The 19,135-nt window shown below is 73.6% G+C and carries 19 protein-coding genes; 6 read left to right on the top strand and 13 right to left on the bottom strand.

Features of this window, described 5'->3' with window-relative positions; all coding sequences use genetic code 11:
• Positions 1–261 precede the first annotated feature (261 nt).
• Positions 262–450 carry a hypothetical protein gene (locus ACGF2Y_RS17655; protein WP_392947925.1) on the top strand — a complete coding sequence of 63 codons (189 nt, stop codon included), beginning with the start codon at positions 262–264 and terminating at the stop codon, positions 448–450.
• 28 nt (positions 451–478) lie between these two features.
• Here the strand turns inward: ACGF2Y_RS17655 and ACGF2Y_RS17660 are convergent, their stop codons facing one another.
• Positions 479–2,119, bottom strand: coding sequence for a DNA repair helicase XPB (locus ACGF2Y_RS17660; RefSeq protein WP_392947926.1), 1,641 nt, complete (start codon positions 2,117–2,119; stop codon positions 479–481).
• Positions 2,120–2,477: 358 nt separating this feature from the next.
• Complete coding sequence (locus ACGF2Y_RS17665) at positions 2,478–3,005, bottom strand: MarR family winged helix-turn-helix transcriptional regulator (RefSeq protein ID WP_392947928.1); 528 nt, start codon at positions 3,003–3,005, stop codon at positions 2,478–2,480.
• 69 nt (positions 3,006–3,074) lie between these two features.
• On the opposite strand from ACGF2Y_RS17665, the gene ACGF2Y_RS17670 reads away from it, so the two are divergent.
• Together ACGF2Y_RS17670 and ACGF2Y_RS17675 are read left to right on the top strand one after the other, a co-directional pair.
• Entirely contained in the window at positions 3,075–3,527 is a 453-nt protein-coding gene (locus ACGF2Y_RS17670; RefSeq protein WP_392947930.1) for an SRPBCC family protein, read from the top strand.
• 99 nt (positions 3,528–3,626) lie between these two features.
• Positions 3,627–4,598 (top strand): hypothetical protein, encoded by a 972-nt coding sequence (locus tag ACGF2Y_RS17675; protein ID WP_392947932.1) that lies wholly within the window; start codon positions 3,627–3,629, stop codon positions 4,596–4,598.
• 41 nt (positions 4,599–4,639) lie between these two features.
• On the opposite strand, the gene ACGF2Y_RS17680 is transcribed toward ACGF2Y_RS17675, so the two are convergent.
• Together ACGF2Y_RS17680 and ACGF2Y_RS17685 are read right to left on the bottom strand one after the other, a co-directional pair.
• The gene (locus ACGF2Y_RS17680; protein WP_392947934.1) at positions 4,640–5,425 is read right to left on the bottom strand and encodes a YqjF family protein; all 786 of its coding nucleotides are present in this window, start codon (positions 5,423–5,425) and stop codon (positions 4,640–4,642) included.
• Positions 5,426–5,501: 76 nt separating this feature from the next.
• A complete protein-coding gene (locus ACGF2Y_RS17685; protein WP_392947936.1) occupies positions 5,502–7,970 on the bottom strand; it encodes a helicase C-terminal domain-containing protein in 2,469 nt (822 codons plus the stop codon).
• A gap of 54 nt (positions 7,971–8,024) precedes the next feature.
• Here ACGF2Y_RS17685 and ACGF2Y_RS17690 point away from each other — a divergent pair, with 54 nt between their 5' ends.
• Complete coding sequence (locus ACGF2Y_RS17690; protein ID WP_392947937.1) at positions 8,025–9,284, top strand: hypothetical protein; 1,260 nt, start codon at positions 8,025–8,027, stop codon at positions 9,282–9,284.
• Between the two features lie 10 nt (positions 9,285–9,294).
• Here the strand turns inward: ACGF2Y_RS17690 and ACGF2Y_RS17695 are convergent, their stop codons facing one another.
• From ACGF2Y_RS17695 to ACGF2Y_RS17710, 4 genes are read right to left on the bottom strand one after another with little or no spacing between them, the layout of a single operon-like run.
• Positions 9,295–10,272: an ABC transporter substrate-binding protein gene (locus tag ACGF2Y_RS17695; protein WP_392947940.1), complete on the bottom strand. Its 978-nt coding sequence runs from the start codon at positions 10,270–10,272 to the stop codon at positions 9,295–9,297.
• Between the two features lie 4 nt (positions 10,273–10,276).
• Positions 10,277–11,194 carry an ABC transporter ATP-binding protein gene (locus tag ACGF2Y_RS17700; protein WP_392947942.1) on the bottom strand — a complete coding sequence of 306 codons (918 nt, stop codon included), beginning with the start codon at positions 11,192–11,194 and terminating at the stop codon, positions 10,277–10,279.
• The gene (locus tag ACGF2Y_RS17705; protein ID WP_392947944.1) at positions 11,191–12,306 is read right to left on the bottom strand and encodes a FecCD family ABC transporter permease; all 1,116 of its coding nucleotides are present in this window, start codon (positions 12,304–12,306) and stop codon (positions 11,191–11,193) included. The genes ACGF2Y_RS17700 and ACGF2Y_RS17705 overlap by 4 nt, the downstream gene beginning before the upstream one ends.
• Positions 12,303–13,343 carry a FecCD family ABC transporter permease gene (locus ACGF2Y_RS17710; RefSeq protein ID WP_392947946.1) on the bottom strand — a complete coding sequence of 347 codons (1,041 nt, stop codon included), beginning with the start codon at positions 13,341–13,343 and terminating at the stop codon, positions 12,303–12,305. Before ACGF2Y_RS17710 ends, ACGF2Y_RS17705 begins: the two co-directional genes overlap by 4 nt.
• A 283-nt stretch (positions 13,344–13,626) precedes the next feature.
• Here ACGF2Y_RS17710 and ACGF2Y_RS17715 point away from each other — a divergent pair, with 283 nt between their 5' ends.
• Positions 13,627–14,310, top strand: a complete 684-nt coding sequence (locus ACGF2Y_RS17715) for an HAD family hydrolase (RefSeq protein ID WP_392947947.1) — start codon at positions 13,627–13,629, stop codon at positions 14,308–14,310.
• 12 nt (positions 14,311–14,322) lie between these two features.
• Here ACGF2Y_RS17715 and ACGF2Y_RS17720 read toward each other — a convergent pair whose 3' ends face one another.
• Positions 14,323–14,562: a hypothetical protein gene (locus ACGF2Y_RS17720; protein WP_392947950.1), complete on the bottom strand. Its 240-nt coding sequence runs from the start codon at positions 14,560–14,562 to the stop codon at positions 14,323–14,325.
• A gap of 161 nt (positions 14,563–14,723) precedes the next feature.
• On the opposite strand from ACGF2Y_RS17720, the gene ACGF2Y_RS17725 reads away from it, so the two are divergent.
• Complete coding sequence (locus ACGF2Y_RS17725; protein ID WP_006126557.1) at positions 14,724–15,107, top strand: cold-shock protein; 384 nt, start codon at positions 14,724–14,726, stop codon at positions 15,105–15,107.
• Between the two features lie 53 nt (positions 15,108–15,160).
• On the opposite strand, the gene ACGF2Y_RS17730 is transcribed toward ACGF2Y_RS17725, so the two are convergent.
• Genes ACGF2Y_RS17730 through ACGF2Y_RS17745 form a run of 4 tightly spaced genes read right to left on the bottom strand, consistent with a single transcriptional unit; the run spans position 15,161 to position 18,785 of the window.
• Positions 15,161–16,048, bottom strand: coding sequence for a 1,4-dihydroxy-6-naphthoate synthase (locus tag ACGF2Y_RS17730; RefSeq protein WP_392947952.1), 888 nt, complete (start codon positions 16,046–16,048; stop codon positions 15,161–15,163).
• Positions 16,026–16,775 carry a futalosine hydrolase gene (locus ACGF2Y_RS17735; protein ID WP_392947955.1) on the bottom strand — a complete coding sequence of 250 codons (750 nt, stop codon included), beginning with the start codon at positions 16,773–16,775 and terminating at the stop codon, positions 16,026–16,028. Before ACGF2Y_RS17735 ends, ACGF2Y_RS17730 begins: the two co-directional genes overlap by 23 nt.
• A 54-nt stretch (positions 16,776–16,829) precedes the next feature.
• The gene (locus ACGF2Y_RS17740) at positions 16,830–17,306 is read right to left on the bottom strand and encodes a DUF2771 domain-containing protein (RefSeq protein WP_392947958.1); all 477 of its coding nucleotides are present in this window, start codon (positions 17,304–17,306) and stop codon (positions 16,830–16,832) included.
• 27 nt (positions 17,307–17,333) lie between these two features.
• Positions 17,334–18,785, bottom strand: coding sequence for an MFS transporter (locus ACGF2Y_RS17745; protein ID WP_392947961.1), 1,452 nt, complete (start codon positions 18,783–18,785; stop codon positions 17,334–17,336).
• Positions 18,786–19,135: the final 350 nt, after the last annotated feature.

Here is a 19,135-nt window from a genome sequence, read left to right on the forward strand (position 1 = left end):
TCCGTCCGGTCGGCGGCGCTCCCCCGGCTGCCGGCGGCGAAAGGCCGGTACCACGGTGCGGGAGGCGGGCAGACCGGCGATTGTAGCCACCGAGGGCCGCGCGGTCTAAACGGAATACGGACTCCGCCGGAGCGGGCGATGCAAGGGATACCCGTAGGGGATGCGGGAACCGGGCCCGGCACCGGAGGGCTACTCGCCCGCTCGCCGGGCTCCGTCTGCGGACCGACGCGCCCATATGGGTGACGGGAGCACCATGGATACATGAGCACAGCGACCCTCAACCCCCGCAGGACCGGCCCCGCGCACGGCGCGACCGCGGTCACCGGTCACCATCGACCCCACCGTGTCGGCGACGCGGTACGCGCCGTGAAGGTGTTCGTGACCACGGCGTTCGGTGTGGTCGTCCTCGGGGAGTACGCGGAAGAGGCGGGAGTACGGCGGGCCCGCTGAGGCCCTTGCCGTACCCCACGCCCCTCTCTCAGCTGCCGGCGAGCAGCTCGTCCGCGTCGACGATGCGGTACGCGTACCCCTGCTCGGCCAGGAACCGCTGGCGGTGCGCCGCGAAGTCCTGGTCAATGGTGTCGCGGGCGACGACCGAGTAGAACCGGGCCTCGTGCCCGTCGGCCTTCGGCCGCAGGACGCGCCCCAGCCGCTGTGCCTCCTCCTGGCGCGACCCGAAGGTCCCGGAGACCTGGATGGCGACGGTCGCCTCGGGCAGGTCGATGGAGAAGTTGGCGACCTTGGAGACGACCAGGACGCTGATCTCGCCCTGGCGGAACGCCTCGAAGAGCTTCTCGCGCTGGGCGTTGCTGGTCTCGCCCTTGATCACGGGGGCGTCCAGATGCTCGCCGAGCTCATCGAGCTGGTCGATGTACTGGCCGATGACGAGGGTCTGTTCGCCCTGGTGCTTGCGTACCAGCGCCTCGGTCACCTTCCGCTTGGTCGCGGTGGTGGCGCAGAACCGGTACTTCTCCTCCGCCTCGGCGGTCGCGTAGGCAAGCCGCTCGGAGTCGGTGAGGTTGACCCGGACCTCGACACAGTCGGCGGGCGCGATGTAACCCTGCGCCTCGATCTCCTTCCACGGAGCGTCGAACCTCTTCGGCCCGATGAGCGAGAACACATCCGACTCCCGCCCGTCCTCGCGCACCAGCGTCGCCGTGAGACCCAGCCGCCGCCGGGCCTGGAGGTCGGCGGTGAACTTGAAGACGGGCGCGGGCAGCAGGTGCACCTCGTCGTAGACGACCAGGCCCCAGTCACGGGAGTCGAACAGCTCCAGGTGCGGGTAGACGCCCTTGCGCCGGGTCGTCAGCACCTGGTAGGTGGCGATGGTGACCGGCCGGATCTCCTTCTTCGTCCCGCTGTACTCGCCGATCTCTTCCTCGGTCAGCGAGGTCCGCTTCACCAGCTCGTGCTTCCACTGCCGGGCGGAGACGGTGTTGGTGACGAGGATCAGGGTGGTGGCCTTCGCCTCGGCCATGGCACCGGCCCCGACCAGGGTCTTCCCCGCACCGCACGGCAGTACGACGACCCCCGACCCGCCGTGCCAGAACCCTTCGACGGCCTGCTTCTGGTAGGGCCGCAGCGCCCAGCCGTCCTCGGCCAGCTCGATCGGATGGGCCTCGCCGTCGACGTACCCCGCGAGGTCCTCGGCCGGCCACCCCAGCCTGAGCAGGGTCTGCTTGACCTGCCCGCGCTCGGAAGGGTGCACGGCCACGGTGTCCGGGTCGATCCGGGCCCCGACCAGCGGCTGAACCTTCTTCGACCGGAGGATCTCCTCCAGCACGGGCCGGTCGGTGCTGGTGAGCACGAGCCCGTGCACGGGGTGCTTGGACAGGGTGAGCCGCCCGTACCGCGCCATCGTCTCGGCGATGTCGACCAGGAGCGCGTGCGGCACGGGGTAGCGGGAGTACTCGACCAGGGCGTCGACGACCTGCTCGGCGTCGTGCCCGGCGGCGCGGGCGTTCCACAGCCCGAGCGGGGTGACCCGGTACGTGTGGATGTGCTCGGGCGCACGCTCCAGCTCCGCGAACGGCGCGATGGCACGACGGCAGGCGTCCGCCAGGTCGTGGTCGACTTCGAGGAGCAGCGTCTTGTCGCTCTGGACGATCAGGCAGGACACATATACCTCCGGAAGTGGGATCGTCCCGTGACGGAACAGTGCACCCGTGCATGGCGCGGGCTCTGCCCCGTGCCCGTCGCCGTGCGGGTGTCCCGGCCGGCGTGCCGGGATGCGTGCTGCTGTCCACGTCGGACTTTCACGCGAAACAGATGATTCTACCCCGCCCGGACGCTGACGGGCAGGACGGCGACGGAACCGCGGTCCTGCGGGGGTTCCGGGCGGCGGTTCTCCTGTTCCGGGGCCGTGGTCGGGCCTGATCCGGGACCACGGTTCGGCCTGATCCGGGGCCATGGTTCGGCGGGCTTCCGGGGCCATGGTTCGGCGGGCTCCCGGGCGGGCGCGCTCCGTAGTGCGCCGATCACGCCTGCTTCGGCGTGCTCCCTTCGAGGGCGGCCAGAAGTTTGCGCAGGGTCGCGTCGAACGCGTGTGCCTCGTCGTCGGTGAGCAGGCCGAGTACGCGGTTCTCGTTCGCGGTGTGCTCGGCGACGGCCGCGTCGATGAGGTCGAGTCCCTCGGGTGTGAGGCCGATGCGGAGGCTTCGGCGGTCCTCCGGGTCGGCCCGCCTGGCGACGAGGCCGCGCGCTTCCAGGCGATCGACGCGCTTGGTCATCCCCGCGCGGGTGATGAGGAGGATCTCCGCGAGTTGTGAGGGGGGCATCTCGTGCGGCGCACCCGTGCGGCGAAGGCTGGCGAGAACGTCGAACTCCCCGCGATCCAGGCCGTAGGCGGCGAAGACCGCGTCCACGCGACGGCTGCCGGCGATGTGGAGGCGGGCGAAGCGCGCCAGCGTGGCCATCGCGGTGAAGTCGAGGTCCGGTCGCTCGCGCTCCCAGTGGGTGACGGCGATGTCGGCGAAGTCGGGGCGGGTCTCGGAGCTGTCGGCCATACGGCGATGGTAACGCACTGGTTATCCGGTATATGGTCAACTGGTTAACCACATTAGGAAGGTGCTCTGATGAAGCCCATCGCTGTGCGCTCCTCGGCCGACGTCCATGCTCCCGCGCAGTTCGTGTGGGATTTCCTCCGCGTCTACGGCAACGACCTGGAGTGGCGGTCCGGCCTGGAGAGGATGACCCAGAGCCCGCCGGGCCCGGTGCGGGACGGCGCCCGGGTGGAGGAGACGCTTCGTGTGCTGGGCAGGGTCGTGGAGAGCCTGGTCGAGGTCTCGGACGTGCGGGAGGGGCACTCCTTCGCGTGGCGGGTCGTCGAGGGCGCGACCGCCGATGGCAGCCGCTCGGTGACCGCGACCGGGGAGGGCCGGTGCCGGGTGGACCTCGTCAAGCGGGTGACCCTGACCGGGAGCGACCGCCTCCTGCGCCCCCTGATCGCCGCCGTGATCACGCGCACCGAACGCGGGGACGCCCGACGGATCAAGCAGGTGCTGGAACAGGCCTGGCGGAGCCGCTGAGTTCACAGCCGGGCAGGAGGTGCGCACGGAGACGGCGGACCGGTGGCTGGTACAAAGAGGTGGTGTGCCGGCAGGGCGCCGGTACGGGGGAGGACACGCGTGTCTCAGCCGTTCGACGAGCAGCCGCCGACACCGGCGGGGGCTCAGCCGCAGCAGCCCTTCGGTGCACCACCGCCTCCGCCGCTGCCCCCGCAGCCGGGGTACGGCCCGCCGCGGCCGGGCCCGGGGAGCGGACAGCCGGCAGCCGGGAACGGACAGCCGCAGCCGGTCGCCGGGAATCCGTACGCGCAGCCGGTCCAGGACACGCCTCCGCAGGGGTACGGCTACGGCGCGCAGCCCACCCCGTACGGGAGCGGCCAGGCACCCCACGGCCCGTACGGGAACGGCCAGGCACCCGACGGCCCTTACGGGAACGGCCAGGGCCCCCACGGCCCGTACGGGAGCCCCGGGGGCTTTCCGTCGCCGCAGCCGGGTACGCCCGCGCCCCGGAAGAGGACAGCGCTCATCGCGGTCGCCGCCGTGCTGGCCGTGGCGGTCATCGGCGGCGGGGTCTGGTTCGCCGTGGGCCGGGGAAGCGACAGCGGCAGCGACGACGCCAAGTCGCCGGCGTCCGTGGGGACCCCGAGTGCGTCCGGGGCCGAGGGAAGCGCCGGGGAGAGCCCGGCGGTGACGGACCCGACGACGGACCCGGCCGGTGAACCGTCCGCCTCACCGCCCGCACGCTCGGACAACCCGTTCGTGCCCCAGCCCACCGGCACCGGGCTCCAGGCGGTGTGGAAGAAGCGGGACTCCACGATGCTCGCGCTCGGCGACGCGTACACCGACGAGCCCGCGCGGGTCAACGCGATCCTCAGCGACGGCGACGGGTTCGCGTGCAAGGGCCGCTGGCAGAAGGACGGGAGCGGCGGCCTGGAGGTTGGTCTGCTGTGCGAGCAGGACGGGGCGCGGGTCGAGAGCAAGGACCGGTTCGGTGAACTGCGGCAGAACGGCGACACGTTGACCGTCACCTGGAAGAAGGGCGCCACGGGGGCGGACACCTTCGAGCGGTTCCAGGACATGGAACCCGCCTGACGACCAACACCTGGGCCCGGGGCCCGGGTTCCGCTCCGGTCTCAGGCCCCGCGCCGCTGCGGCCCGAAGCGCACGGCGACGCCGGGGGAGTACAGCACGCTCACCGGCTCGCCGGCCGGCGCGGGCAGCCCGCCCGCCGCCACCAGGTCCTCGTCGCACTCGACCAGCTCCGCCCGGTGCAGGGGCCACCGCGGATGCACGTTGGGCAGGTACACGGTCCGCCCGAAGAGCGAACTGTGCAGGGCCCAGCGGGCGGTCAGGAAGTGCTCCAGAGGCGTGGGTTCACCGATCGCCTCCCCCGCCCGCAGCGCGATCCTGCTCCGCGCACCGCGCGGACCGGGCCGACGGCGGCTGCTCGTGTACGTAAAGGTGTCGCCGGAGCGCTCGATGTCCATCCGGGACCACATGTACGGCAACCGGAACGCGGCCCGTGCCACGAGGACGGGGATCAGCCGCGCGGCGTCGAGCGAGCGGAACACGACGCCGCGCCGGCCGTGTTCGTCCACGGAGTACAGCCGGACGTTGGTCTCGGGGAAGGTCCCGAGATACGGGAGCCCCGGCAGCCCGAGCCACCCCACCCGGTACATCCGGAACGCCACGAGCCCCACGTAGGTCACCCCGTCGAAGGTGTCCGGCACGGTCCCCTCCGGCAGCAGCGGCGCCACGTCCGCCGGATCGGCCGCCCAGTGCAGAAACGCCAGATCCAGCCAGGACTGCGTCAGCAGCGGCCGCATCGGCGCGGGGGGCGGCGCGGGCGACACGGGCTCGTGGGGCAGCGGTTCCGGTGGCACGCGCGTCGGCACGGGGTCCCGGTCGGCGAAGGACATGCCCGCAGCATCGCAGACGGGGCCGGCCGGCCACTCCGCCGACTGCTCGACGAGGTGCTCGCGCCGGCCCCTGCCCCTACCCGTCCTCCGCGAGCTCCGCCACCCCCGTGATCCGGTGCAGCGGGTAGGTGCGGACCTCGTCGGCCGTGTGGTCGTACGCCGTGACGAAGCCGCCCTCCACACGGACCGGGGCGATCACCCGCTGGCTGGCCGCGCCGTCCGCGTTGACGTAGCCGATCCAGACCGCCGAGCCCGTCATCGCGGCCGCCTGGACCGTGGCCAGGGTCTCGGCCGGGGTGGTGCGGGGGAGGGAGCCGGCGGGGGCGGTGGACGACGTGTCCTCGGCCGTCTCCTTGCGGACCACCGTGGCGGCCGTGTCGCCCGCGCGGATGGCCCGTACCGCCGCGCCGAGCAGCGTGGCGTCCGGGACCGGCGGGCCCTCGGGGACCGGGGCCGGAGGCGTGCGGGGCGGGGTGCGGCGGGCGCCGGCGCGGGTGATCAGGACGTCGCCCTCGGCGGATTCGGCGGCCGGTGCGTAGCCCATGTCGCGCAGGGCTTCGAGGAGGGAGCCGGGGTCTGCCTGGGAGGCCAGGACCGTGGGGGCCAGGCGGCGCAGGCGGAGGCCGGTCGAGCGGCGGTCGGCCAGGATCTCGTTGAGGACCGCCTCGTCGTCGCAGCGCACGTACGCGGCCGCCGCCCCGATCCGCAGGTGGCCGTGGCGGCGGGCCACGTCGTCGATCAGGTAGCTCAGCGGCTGCGGCACCGGCGTACGGCTGTGCGCGGCCAGGAACGCGTGCAGGTCGGCGGCCGCCTGCCCGGCGTCCAGGGCGCGGCGCACCGAACCGGGCGTGAAGCGGTACACCGTCGCCCCGCCCTTCGACTCCACGTCGGCCAGGACGGACAGCGTCTGGGCCAGCGGACGTTCCAGCGGGCCCGGCGCCACCGCCGTCAGGTCGGCCTGGAGCAGGACGTGGTCCAGCGGTTCGGGGATGAGCGGCGCGAGGCGGGCGGCCGCCGCGTCCGGGCCCTCGTCCAGCAGTGCGCGGGCCTGTGCGCTGAGCGCGCCCCGGCCCGTGATGCCCAGCAGCTCCGCCTCGTTGAGCGTCCACAGGGCGAGGCGGGAGCGGAGGTCCGTCCCCTCCGCCGAAGCGCTGGAAGGGGCCGTTCCGCCGCGCAACGGGCGTTCCCAGCGCAGCCGTCGCAGCAGCGTCCCGGCGTCCGGCGCGGTGCCCGGCGGGAGTTCGGCGAGGAGGGCCAGGACCCGGCGGCGTACGTCGGGGGCGGCCGAACGGTCCAGCTCCGGGCCGAGCGCGGACAGGGCCCGGCCCTTGGCGTCCTGGCCGCCGACCAGGCCCGGGGTCCGGGTGGCGGCGAGCCAGGCGGTGGCGAGGTGCGTCCAGCGGTCCTCGGTGGACAGGTCGAGCCACTCGTCGGACGCGGGCGTCGGCGCGTACCGCTCGTCCGTCTCGCCGTCGGTGGCCAGCAGGCCCGAACCATAGGCCAGTTCGATCCAGAACGCGGCGACCGGCTCCGCCACGTCCAGGGCGTTCGCGGCCCGCTTCAGCTCCCGCACGCTCAGCCCGCCCGCGCGCAGGATCGCGGGGCCGCCGCCGTTCCAGAGCTTCAGCAGCTCCTCGACCGTGGACAGCGCCGTGAACGCCTGGCCCGCCGCCGCTCTGTCCACAGCCTGTGGATCGCGTTCGGCGGCCGCCGCGACGGCCGGGGGGACCGGTTCCGGTACGCGGTGCGCGCGTCCGGCGCGCAGATGGAGGGCCGCCTCGCGCGGCAGGACCACCGTGCGCGTGGAGACCGGCAGCAGCAGACCCCGGTCGCGCAGCCACTTCACCGGCGGCGTCGGATTCGGGGTGACCTCCCCGTACGGCGGGCCCCACACCAGCCGGTCCAGGACCGACAACGCCTCCACCGGGGCGGTGTCCAGCAGCTCCGCCATCCGCGTCCGGTCCGTGAACAGGGCGGCGAGCGTGGCCACCGCGGACACCGGGTCGTGGGTCGCGGGCAGCCCGGTCGCCACCAGGATCTCCTGGAGCCGGCCCGGCGACATCCCGGCCGTGGCCTCGGAGACCGTGGGGCCCAGGCCCGTGGGGGAGGGGTGCTGCGGGGACGGGGCGAGCAGTTCGCGGGCGGTGCGCACCAGCCGCAGCCGGTCGTCCTCGCCCCAGACGAGGGCCTGTTCGCGCAGGGTCGCCAGCGCGCCCGGCAGCGCGGCGGTGACCGCCGCGCCCGCTTCGTCGCGCTGCTCGCCGTCGTCGAGTCCGTCGCCGGTGAGCAGGGAGAGCAGCGTGTCGTACGGGGCCGGGTCCGGGGCCACCGCCAGCGCCTCGGCGGTCTGCAGCGCGAACCGGTCCAGGTGTTCCAGCGCGCGGACGACGGACGCCCGCGTGCCGGCCCGCGTGGCGAGCTGGGTGATGTCGTTCGGCACCGGGTTGAGGAGGTCGGGGCGGGCACGCAGCAGCCCGGCCAGCGATTCGTCGCCCCGGGCGCGCAGGGCTTCGGCGAGCGTGCGCGGTGGTGTGGTCGTCCCCATCCGTCCCACGGTAGCCGCTGGAACGCTACCGTCGGGGCAGGGCCGGTAGAGGGGATGCACCGCGTGGGGATCGAGAGCGACCAGCTCGTCTACGACTACCTGAGCCGGGTCGGCGACCTGGCCCAGCAGCAACAGCTGTCGTCGGGCGCCCGGATGCGCCTGGTTTCGACGCTTCGGGGCGAGATCGACCGGCAGCGCGGCACGGCGGGCGCGGACTCCCCGGCGACGGTCCGGCGCATCATCGGCAGGCTGGGCAGCCCGGACGAACTGGTCGCGGCGGCGGCGGAGTCGGCCGACGGCACGGTCCCGCTGCCGTCCGCCCGCAGCGGGGCGGGGGCCGGCGAGCAGCGGCGGCGAAGTCTGCCCCGGCCCCGGAGCGGACTCCTCCGCAAGGAGCCCGGGGAGCCGAAGGAGCCCGCTCCGGGACGGGGCGAGGACCGGGAGGCCAAGGCGCTCAGGAAGCCGAAAGCCGGTTTCGGGCGGGGCGCGTCGCGCCGCGACCCCGAGGACGCGCCGCAGCGCCGTACGGATGTCGCCGACGCGGCCGCCGTGCCCCGCCCCGGGCCCGCCCCCGACGACGGCGTACCGGTCCGCGACTGGCCCGACCCCTCCGCCCCGCACATGCTCGGCCAGGACCAGCAGGGGGACGCGGACGGCGCGACCGACTGGTGGCGGCTCGAGCCGGGCCCCTTCGACGAGGGGACCGCGATCCCGGGGTTCTTCGGCGGAATCGAGGCCCCAGAGCTGCTCGGGAGGCGGCCGAGGCCCATCGAGAAGGACGAGGAGGACGGGGAGGACGAGGCGGAAGGGAAGGGCGCGGAGGGCGAGGCAGAGGGGACGGACGGGACCGACGGGACTGACGGGACCGTCCCTGGAACCGTCCGGCGCCGCCGTGCCCTGCGCCTCGTGAAGCTCCGCCGCCGCAGGACCGCGGCGGCCGCCGAGCCCGAGGCCGCCGCCCCCGGCCCCCGCGGCGGCTTCGCGCACCCGCTGCTGCTCCTGGCCGCCGTCCTGCTCGTCGCCGGCGTGGCCACCGGTTCCTGGCTGCCGCTGGCGGGCGGCTGGCTGATCGCGTACAGCTCGCGCGCCCTCTCCCGTACGGAGGCGAAGTGGGCGGCGCTCGGCCTGCCGGGCGTGGTGGCGGCCGGGGCCCTCGTATGGGTGTGGGGGCGGCTGGACGGGCGCTGGGGCGAGCCGATCCGCGAGGGCGCGATGCGGGACGTCCTGCTGGAGGCCTGGCCGGTGGTCGTCCGCGTCGCCGCCGTCGCCTCCGCGCTCTACCTGGTGTGGCGGGCGCGGAGGCGTACGGGGTGAGGGCCGGGTGCTACTTGGTGAGGTCCTCGTGGAGTTCGCCGAGGATCTTGTCGGCCGCCGTGTAGCCGATGCCCTGGATCCACAGCTGGTCGTCGACCGCGAAGACCTTGCCGTTCTTCACCGCGTCCATGTTCTTCCACAGGCCGCCGCCGGTGGTCTCCGTCTCCTTGGACTTCTTCGGGTCGCCGTACGTCGAGTGGAAGACCACGTCCGCGTCCGCGAGGTCGATCTTCTCGGGGCTGACGTCGTAGGAGAAGCCGTCCGCCGCCTTGTCCGTGATGGCGGGACGGCCGAGGCCCACGTCGGCCAGGATCGTGGCGATGTAGTTCTTCTTGCCGTAGATGCGGATGTCCGCGCCCTCGACGAAGCGGACCATGTTGACCTCGGTCTGGGCGGCCTTGTCCTTGCCGCCCAGCGCCTCGGTCACGTCCGCCACGTGGCTCGCGTAGTCGTCGGTGACCGTCTTGGCCTCGGTCTTCTTGCCGAGGGCCTCCGCGTGGACCTGGAAGTTCTCCTTCCAGGGGTAGCCGGTGTTCTCCGTCATCACGGTCGGCGCGATCTTGGACAGCTCGGCGTACTTGTCGCCGTGCCGGATCTTGCTGGTGAGGATGAGGTCGGGCTTCAGAGCGGCGATGGCCTCCAGGTTCGGGGTCATCATCTGGCCGACGTCCTTGATGCCCGCGAGCCGGTCCTTCGGCAGGTAGTTCAGGAAGCCCGACTCCACGTCCGAGTGGGTCGCGCCGACCGGCTTCACACCGAGGGTGAGGGCCGAGTCCAGTTCGGCGGTGTCCAGGACGACCACCCGCTCGGGGGCCTCCTTGACCTTCACGTCGCCCATCGCCGTCTTGACCGTACGGGTGGAGCCCGAGGGGGGAGCGGAGTCGGAGTCGGAGCTGTCGGACGAGCCGCAGGCGGCCAGGGTCAGTGCGGCGACCGTGGTCAGGGACACGGCGGCCAGGGCGCGGGGACGGAAGCTGCGCGGGGTCATGGGTTCAGAGAGTCTTTCCGGGAGTCGGAGCTGAGGCGGAGGGCGAATCGGGAGCGGAAGGGGAAAGGGCGGCGGAAGGGGACGCGGGGGTCCACGGGGCGCTCGGGACGACGAGCGGTGAACCCGTCACCGGGTCCGGGACGATCACCGCCTCCAGGCCGAAGACCTCGGCGACGAGCTCGGCGGTGACGACGTCCCCGGGCCGGCCCTCGGCGACGATCCGGCCCTCCTTCATGGCGACCAGACGGTCCGCGTACCGGGCGGCCTGGTTGAGGTCGTGCAGCACGGTGACGACGGTACGGCCCCGGGTGCCGTCAGCGGCAGGGGACGCCAACTGGCGTACCAGGTCCAGGACTTCCACCTGGTGGGCGATGTCCAGATACGTCGTCGGCTCGTCGAGCAGCAGCACATCCGTGTCCTGGGCCAGCGCCATCGCGATCCACACCCGCTGGCGCTGACCGCCCGACAGCTCGTCCACCGACCGGTCGGCCAGCGCCGTCACATCCGTACGGGACATGGCGTCGGTCACCGCCCGCTCGTCCTCGTCCGACCACTGCTGCCACCAGCTCTGGTGCGGCTGGCGGCCCCGGGCGACCAGGTCGGAGACGGTGATCGCCTCGGGCGCCACCGGGGTCTGCGGGAGCAGCCCGATGGACCGGGCGATCGTCTTCGTCGGTATGCGCGCCAGCTCCGTGCCGTCCAGCAGGACCGCCCCGCCGCGCGGCTTCAGCAGCCGGCCGAGCGCCCGCAGGGTGGTGGACTTGCCGCAGGCGTTCGGGCCGACGATGACGGTGACCTGCCCGTCGGGCACGGTGAGGTCCAGCTCGTGGACCACGGTGCGGTTCTCGTACGCGAGGGTCAGGGAACGCGCGGCGAGCCTGCCGCCGGTCGTCTGCCGCGCTGCGTCGGTCGTCGGGCTCATGCGGTGCCTCCACTGCGGCCGCGGTGACCGCGGATGATCAGCCAGATCAGGTACGGGGCGCCGACCGCCGCCGTGAGGACGCCCACCGGCAGTTCGGTGGGCGAGAACAGCCTGCGGGCGAGCAGGTCGCCGAAGACGACGATCACCGCGCCCAGCAGCGCCGAGGACAGCAGGGGGATCTGCGCGGTCCGGGTCATCCGGCGGGCGATCTGCGGGGCGAGCAGCGCCACGAAGTCCACCGGGCCCGCCGTGCCCGTCGCCACGGACGCCAGGACCACGCCGAGCGCGACGAGTCCGAGCCGTACGCGCCCCAGGCGCACGCCCAGCGCGGTGGCGGTGTCGTCGTCCATCGTGACGGTGCGCTGCGCGCGGGCGGCCCAGGCGATGGCGGGCAGCAGGATCAGCAGCGTCCAGCCGATCGGGCCGGCCTCCGACCAGCCGCGCCCGTTCAGCGAACCGGTCATCCAGATCTGCGCCTGCTGGGCGACCAGGTAGTCGCCCTTGGTCAGGAACAGCGTGGTCACCGACCGCAGCGCGATGGCGAAGCCGATGCCGATGAGGACGAAGCGGGTGGCGTGCAGGCCGCCGCGCCAGGCGAAGACGTACACGAGGGCCGCCGCCGCGATGCCGCCGACGACGGAGAGGTAGGGCAGGACGGTGTACGAGGTGATGCCGAAGGTCATCGCGCCCACCGTGAGCGCGCTCGCGCCCTGGCTGATGCCGATGATGTCGGGGCTGGCCAGCGGGTTGCGGGCCACCGTCTGGATCAGCGCCCCGGCGACCCCGAACGCGGCGCCCACCAGCAGCCCGACGACCAGGCGCGGAAGCCGCAGCGTGCCCACGACCAGCTCGGCCTGGGACGGCTGCCCGAGGATCACCTTCACGACCTCGCCGGGCGCGACGAAGCTCTCCCCGACGCACAGGTAGGCGACGCAGACGGCGGCCAGCAGCGCGACGAGGGCCGCCGCGACGACGGAGGCCCGCCGGTGCAGCAGGAACCGGCCGCGCGGCCCGGCCTTCACGACGGCGTACCCGGCGGGCCGGACCCGTACGGGCGTGCCGGTCACGGGTGCGCCGGTCTCAGGTGTGTCGGTCACGGTCGCGTCGCTCATGCGGGCACCGCCTTCCGGCGTACGAGGGCGACCAGGACCGGCACCCCGATCAGGGCCGTCATCACACCCGCCGGAACCTCGCCCGGCGGGAACACGATCCGGCCGACGACGTCCGAGACCAGCAGCATCACGGGCCCGATCAGTGCCGCCATGGGCAGCACCCAGCGGTGGTCGTTGCCGACGACCGCGCGGGCGATGTGCGGGACGGCGAGTCCGATGAACGCGATCGGCCCGGCGGCGGCGACCCCGACCCCGGTGAGCACGGTCGCCCCGATGCCGCCGACGATCCGGACCGCCGCGACGTTCTGCCCGAGCCCCTTCGCGACGTCCTCGCCGAGCGCGAGCGCGTCCAGGCCGCGGGCGACGGAGAGCACGAGGACGGCGCCGAGGAGCAGGAACGGCCACACCTGCTGGACGACGTCCGCCTCCCGGCCCGCGAGCGAGCCGACCTGCCAGAAGCGGAACTCGTCCAGCGCGGACGCCTTCGTCGTGAGGATCCCCGTCGTCACCGACACCAGCAGCGCGTTGATCGCCGCACCGCCGAGCGCGAGTTTCACCGGGGTCGCGCCGCCACGCCCGCCGGCGGCGATGGCGTACACGGCGACCGAGGCGAGCGCCGCGCCCGCGAAGGCGAACCACACGTACCCGGTGAGCGTGTGGACCCCGGCGAACGCGATGGCCATCACCACCGCCACCGACGCGCCCTGGCTGATGCCGAGGATGCCGGGGTCGGCGATGGGGTTACGGGTGATCCCCTGGAGCACCGCGCCCGCGAGCGCCAGCGCCGCGCCGACCATCAGCCCGATGAGCGTGCGCGGCACCCGCATCGTGCGGATCACCTCGGCGGCGTCGGAGTGACCGCCGTGCAGCAGGGCGTCGATGACCTCGCCCGGGGGGATGGAACGCGCCCCCACGGCGAGGCTCAGCAGCACCGCCAGCAGCAGGGCGACGACGGCCGCGGCCGTCGCGGTCGCGCGTCGGGAGAGGCGGGGCGCGCGGGGTGGCGCGGCGGCCCGCACGGGCGCTGACGCTGACATTTCAACCAATCGGACGGATACGGAACGTGAGGGAACGCTGGGGGGGGACGGGGCCGGTCCCGGTAAGGCTTGGCTAAGTGCGCGCCTCAGTCTAGGGGGCGGCACTTCAGGGCCGCCGAGGGCTTCGGGCCCGTCCCTGCGGGCCCGCGCCTGCCGGGCCGCCTCTGCGGGCCCGCGCCTGCCGGATCGCCTCTGCGGGCCCGCGCCTGCCGGGCCGCCCCCGGGGCCGCCCCCGTCAGGCTGCCCCGGGGCCCGCCCCCGGCCGGTCGGCACAATGGCAGGCATGACGTCCACGGCTCAGCACCCCGGTCAGCACCCGCGCCACCTCCCGCCCCACCACCCGCGCCGCCACCCCCTGACGGTCGGCTTCGACCTGGACATGACGCTCATCGACTCCCGCCCCGGCATCGCCGCCGCCTACCTGGCCCTGTCCGCGGAGACGGGGGTGCCCATCGACGTCGACCTGGTGGTGAGCCGGATCGGCCCGCCGCTGGAGACGGAGCTGGCGCACTGGTACCCGGCCGGCGAGGTCTCCGCCGCCGCCGACCGTTACCGGGGCCTCTACCCGGACCACGCGATAGCCCCGAGTCCGGCGCTCGCCGGGGCGCGGGAGTCGGTGGCCGCGGTGCGGGCGCTCGGCGGCCGGGCGATCGTCGTCACGGCGAAGTACGGGCCGAACGCGAAGCTGCACCTGGCCCACCTCGGGATCGAGCCGGACACGCTGGTCGGCCGGCTGTGGGCGGAGGCCAAGGGCGAAGCCCTGCGCGAGCACGGTGCGCAGGTCTACGTCGGCGACCACACCGGCGATGTGCGCGGGGCACGGGCGGCCGGAGCGCTGTCGGTCGCGGTGACGACGGGCCCGTGCGACGCGCAGGAGTTGCGGACGGCGGGCGCGGACGTGGTGCTGGAGGACCTGGCGGGCTTCCCGGCCTGGCTGGCGGCCTTCGAGGCGGACCGGACGGCGTGACGAGGAGGGGTGTCAGGCGCGGTTCGCGGCCCGCTTCGGGGAGCTGACCCACGCCGAACGGATGACGCCCGCCCCGGCGATCAGGAACCCGACGCCCATCAGCATGCAGACCGCGTACGCGACCGGCGGGAACGGGTCCGTGCCCAGGAACAGTGGGGCGACCGTGACCAGAGTGGCCAGTGCGCCGACGAAGAAGACGATCGCGCCGACCTGAACAAGCCGGTCACCTGCGCCTGAAGGAGTAGTACTCACCCGACCAGGGTAGTTCCCGGCCCGGAGGAACTCTCCGGCGACGTCTTGTCACCGGCCCTGGGGCCATTAGCCTGGGACCGGGCGGGTCACGGTGACCCGCTGTACTGCTATCCGGAGCCGTATCCCGGCTCTTCCGCACACCGACGAGGACGAGGACAGACGTGCCCACCGGCAAGGTCAAGTGGTTCAACAGCGAGAAGGGCTTCGGCTTTCTCTCCCGCGACGACGGCGGCGACGTCTTCGTCCACTCGTCGGTACTCCCTGCCGGAGTCGACGCCCTCAAGCCCGGCCAGCGTGTGGAATTCGGCGTGGTCGCGGGCCAGCGCGGCGACCAGGCCCTTTCCGTGGTGGTCCTCGACCCCACCCCGTCCGTCGCGGCCGCACAGCGCCGCAAGCCGGACGAGCTGGCGTCGATCGTGCAGGACCTGACGACGGTCCTGGAGAACATCACGCCACAGCTGGAGCGGGGCCGCTACCCCGACAAGGCCGCCGGCGCGAAGATCGCGGGCCTGCTGAGGGCGGTCGCCGACCAGCTCGACGTGTAGACGTGCAGAGGTGCGGACGCGTGGCGGACGTGTCCTCAGAGGGTCCTCAGAGGTCAGCCGGCAGCGGGAAACGCCAGCGCGTCCGGGCCGAGGGGCGGTACGAGCCCCTCGGCCGCCGCGCGGGTCAGCAGGCCGCGGACCGCCGCGTAGCCGTCCTCGCCGAGGTCGGCGGTGAACTCGTTCACGTACAGCCCGATGTGCTGGTCCGCGACGGCCGGGTCCATCTCCTGGGCGTGCTCCAGGACGTACGGCCGGGAGACCTCCGGGTGGTCCCAGGCCAGCCGGACCGAGCTGCGGACCGAGTCGGCCAGGCGTCGCAGGGTGTCCTCGCCGAGGGAGCGCTTGGCGATGATCGCGCCGAGGGGGATCGGGAGGCCGGTGGTGTCCTCCCAGTGCCGGCCCAGGTCGGCCAGGTTGTGGAGCCCGAAGTTCCGGTACGTGAAGCGGGCCTCGTGGATGACCAGGCCGGCGTCCACCTTGCCGTCCCGTACGGCGGGCATGATCTCGTCGAACGGCATCACGACGACCTCGCCGACGCCGCCCGGGACCATCTCCGCCGCCCAGAGCCGGAACAGCAGGTACGCCGTCGAGCGCTCGCCCGGCACGGCGACGGTCCGGCCGGTGAGGTCGAGGCCCAGCTCCTTGGTGAGGACCAGCGGCCCGCAGCCCCGGCCCAGCGCCCCGCCGCACGGCAGCAGCGCGTAGTCGTCGAGCACCCACGGCAGAACGGCGTAGGAGACCTTCAGGACGTCCAGCTCACCGCGCTCGGCCATACCGTTGGTGATGTCGATGTCGGCGAAGGTCACGTTCAGCGGGGGCGCGCCCGGGACCCGGCCGTGCGCCCAGGCGTCGAAGACGAAGGTGTCGTTGGGGCAGGGGGAGAACGCGATCTCGATCGCGTCCCCGGCCGGGCCCTCGCTAGCTGCGGTGTCGGTCGTCATGCCGGTTCCAACCTTCCAGTACGGGGGCGCTCTTCCCGAACGCGTCCGTGAGCGCCGCCAGCGCGTCGCCGATGCGCCAGGCGTCCCGGTCGCGGGGGCCGACGGCGTTCGAGACGGCCCGCAGTTCCAGTACGGGCACGTCGGTCCGGGCGGCGGCCTCCGCGACCCCGAAGCCCTCCATCGCCTCGGCCAGCGCCCCCGGGTGCGCGGCGAGCAGGCCGGCGGCGCGTTCGGCGGTGCCGGTCACGGTGGAGACGGTGAGGACGGGGCCGGCGGCGGCGCCCGCGGCGGCCGCCACCTCCCGTACGAGCGCGGGCGGCGGAGCGAAGCGGTCCCGGCCGAAGCCGAGCGCGGTGACCGGCAGGAAACCGTCGGGGGTGTCGGCGCCCAGGTCGGCGGCCACGATGTCGCTCGCCACGACCAGCGAGCCGAGCGGGGTCAGGGGGGTGAACGCCCCACCGATCCCGGCCGAGACGACGAGACCGTACGGACCGGAGACCGGTGCGCCCGACGTGCCCGCCGCGCCCGGCGACCGGGGTGCGGACGCCAGGGCGAAGGCGGTGGCCGCGGCGGCGGCGGCCGGGCCCGCGCCGCCCGCCAGGACGTCGAACGCCCCGCAGCGGTGCAGCTCGGCCCCCGGCAGCGCCACGGACTCCGACGCGCCCCCGAACGCACGCGTGACCGCGTCCCGTTCCACCGGGACAGCGGTCACGACCAGCACACGCACGGGTACAGCCTCAGGGTCGAGGACGGGGGAGAGGGCGCACTTCGGGTGGTGGGGTCAGTCCTTCTTGAACTCGAACTGCCAGATGCCCGTGAGCTTCTTGCCCTTGGTCTCCACGATGGAGATGTTCGTCTTGTCGGCCGGCTCGCCCGTCTGGCTGGCGAAGAAGGCGCTGCCGGGGATCGTCCGGTAGGTCTTCTCGAACGGCTCCTGCTCGGCCTGCTGGCCGTTGATGAAGAGCGTCCAGCCGTTCTCGGCGATCTCGGGGTCGACGCCGAAACGGACCTTGTCGTCCATGGAGACCTTGATGGTCTTCTCGGCCTTCTTGTTCAGGCAGCCCTGGATCAGGGACTCCTTGATCGCATCGCCGTCGTTGTAACAGGTGGCCTCGGAGTTCACCGAGTTGCTGCCGACCGTCACGGTGGCGAGCGGCGTCGGCTTGTCGCAGGCGGACAGGACAAGGAGTCCCGCGGACACGGCACCAAGAGCGACGCCGATTCGACGGCCCTTACCGGAGAAGAACGCAACGGTCATGGGCCGAAGGCTATCGGTCGCCTCCGCTCATGCCACGCGGGGGTGCGGCGTGCCGCGCCGCGCGGCCCCCAGGAGGCCCCGTACAGACGTGGCCGCGCCGAGCGCGAGAATGCCCGCGGCGACCGACATGCCGAGCACCGCGTTGAGCGGCAGGGCGATGCCGATGCCGCCGCCGACCACCCATGCCATCTGGAGCAACGTCTCGGACCGGGCGAACGCGGAGGTGCGGACCTCCTCGGGCACGTCCCGCTGGATCATCGCGTCGAGCGACAGTTTGGACAGGGCCTGGGTGAAGCCGGCGACCGCGCCGAGCGCGGCGACCAGCACGGTGGAGAAGAACACCGCGGCGAGGACCGCCATGCCGAGCGCGAGGCCGAGCACCGTCGCGATGATCACCTCGGGCCCGCGCGCCCGGAGCCAGGAGCCCACCGCCGTACCGCAGGCGTTGCCGACGCCCGCCGCCACGCCGACGATGCCGAGCGAGACGGCCGCGCTCTGCCCGGCCAGCGGGTGCTCGCGCAGCAGGAAGGCCAGGAAGAAGATGAGGAAGCCGGAGAGGGCCCGGTGCGCGGCGTTGGCCTGGAGCCCGTGCAGCACGGACCCGCCGACGGACCGCAGGCCCGGCGGCCGCTCCTTGGGCGGTCTCTCCCCGTTGCCGCCCCCGCGGAGGCCGGCCCAGGTGCTGCCCGTCCTCCCGCCGGCCGTGCGGGGGGCGGGCCGCGGCACGGCCTCCTCGTGGTGCGGGTCGATCAGCCGCGCCCGGCGCTCGCCCTTCGCGGAGTCGACCTTGTGCGGCAGGGTGAAGGCCAGGAAGGTGCCCGTGACGAAGATCGCGCAGGCGCCGTAGAGCGGCCAGGCGGAACCGATCATCTGGAGCCCCGCCCCGATCGGGGCCGCCACCCCGGTGGCCAGCAGCCCGGCCAGGGTGACCCGGGAGTTGGCCTTCACCAGGGAGAACTTGGGTGGCAGCAGGCGTGGCACGACCGCGCTGCGCACCACGCCGTACGCCTTCGACGAGACCAGGACGCCCAGTGCGGCCGGATACAGCTCCAGACCCCCGGTGGCGACCGCGCCCGACATGGTCAGCGCCAGCAGCGCACGGGCCAGCATCGCGCCCGCCATCGCGGCGCGGCGGCCGTGCGGCAGGCGGTCCAGGAGCGGGCCGATCACCGGGGCGAGCAGGGTGAAGGGGGCCATCGTGATGGCGAGGTAGAGGGCCACCCGGCCCCGCGCCTCGTCCGTGGGCACCGAGAAGAAGACCGTGGAGGCGAGCGCGATCGTGATCATGACGTCGCCCGCGCCGTTCACCGCGTGCAGCTCGATGAGCTTGCCGAGGCCGGACTCCCCCGCGCCGTGGGCGTGCGTCGCCTTGCGGATGCCGCGCGCCGTGCCGGTGAACGGGGCGTGCAGGGCACGGCCCGTCGCCCGTCCCGCCCTGCGGAGCGGGCCGGGACCGTGGTGCGACCTGGCGGCAGTCACCCCGTCATAGTGCCCCAACCCTGGCCGATATGAACGGTGATCGGCCGCGGACGCGCGTGTGACTCGCTGTCGGGCTTCCTGCCGGGCTTTCTTCCGGGCTCGCGGTCGGGCGGACGAGGGCCGTACCGCCCGCCGCGGTCGTCGTCGCCGCTGTCCGATCGGGTAAGGGCTGTCCCGTCATCCCTGGTGGATCAGCGCGCGGCGTCGGATGCGGTGCGTCGCAAGGCGGAGGGACGTCCGCATACTGGATGTATTCGGGCGTTCCGACAACGCGGCGAGGTGCCGTAGCTGTCGTCGTGCGCCCACCAGGGATGACGGGACAGCCCTTGGGGGCGGGAACCCGGCGGGGA

The organism is Streptomyces sp. NPDC048142 (assembly GCF_043202835.1).
In the GTDB taxonomy this organism is placed as follows: Bacteria; Actinomycetota; Actinomycetes; order Streptomycetales; family Streptomycetaceae; genus Streptomyces.

Bases quoted from the DNA above. Each gene is read 5' to 3' on its own strand.
- ACGF2Y_RS17655 (WP_392947925.1), top strand. From the start codon at position 262: ATGAGCACAGCGACCCTCAACCCCCGCAGGACCGGCCCCGCGCACGGC.
- ACGF2Y_RS17665 (WP_392947928.1), bottom strand. From the start codon at position 3,005: ATGGCCGACAGCTCCGAGACCCGCCCCGACTTCGCCGACATCGCCGTC.
- ACGF2Y_RS17670 (WP_392947930.1), top strand. From the start codon at position 3,075: ATGAAGCCCATCGCTGTGCGCTCCTCGGCCGACGTCCATGCTCCCGCG.
- ACGF2Y_RS17680 (WP_392947934.1), bottom strand. From the start codon at position 5,425: ATGTCCTTCGCCGACCGGGACCCCGTGCCGACGCGCGTGCCACCGGAA.
- ACGF2Y_RS17685 (WP_392947936.1), bottom strand. From the start codon at position 7,970: ATGGGGACGACCACACCACCGCGCACGCTCGCCGAAGCCCTGCGCGCC.
- ACGF2Y_RS17690 (WP_392947937.1), top strand. From the start codon at position 8,025: ATGCACCGCGTGGGGATCGAGAGCGACCAGCTCGTCTACGACTACCTG.
- ACGF2Y_RS17695 (WP_392947940.1), bottom strand. From the start codon at position 10,272: ATGACCCCGCGCAGCTTCCGTCCCCGCGCCCTGGCCGCCGTGTCCCTG.
- ACGF2Y_RS17700 (WP_392947942.1), bottom strand. From the start codon at position 11,194: ATGAGCCCGACGACCGACGCAGCGCGGCAGACGACCGGCGGCAGGCTC.
- ACGF2Y_RS17705 (WP_392947944.1), bottom strand. From the start codon at position 12,306: ATGAGCGACGCGACCGTGACCGACACACCTGAGACCGGCGCACCCGTG.
- ACGF2Y_RS17710 (WP_392947946.1), bottom strand. From the start codon at position 13,343: ATGTCAGCGTCAGCGCCCGTGCGGGCCGCCGCGCCACCCCGCGCGCCC.
- ACGF2Y_RS17715 (WP_392947947.1), top strand. From the start codon at position 13,627: ATGACGTCCACGGCTCAGCACCCCGGTCAGCACCCGCGCCACCTCCCG.
- ACGF2Y_RS17730 (WP_392947952.1), bottom strand. From the start codon at position 16,048: ATGACGACCGACACCGCAGCTAGCGAGGGCCCGGCCGGGGACGCGATC.
- ACGF2Y_RS17740 (WP_392947958.1), bottom strand. From the start codon at position 17,306: ATGACCGTTGCGTTCTTCTCCGGTAAGGGCCGTCGAATCGGCGTCGCT.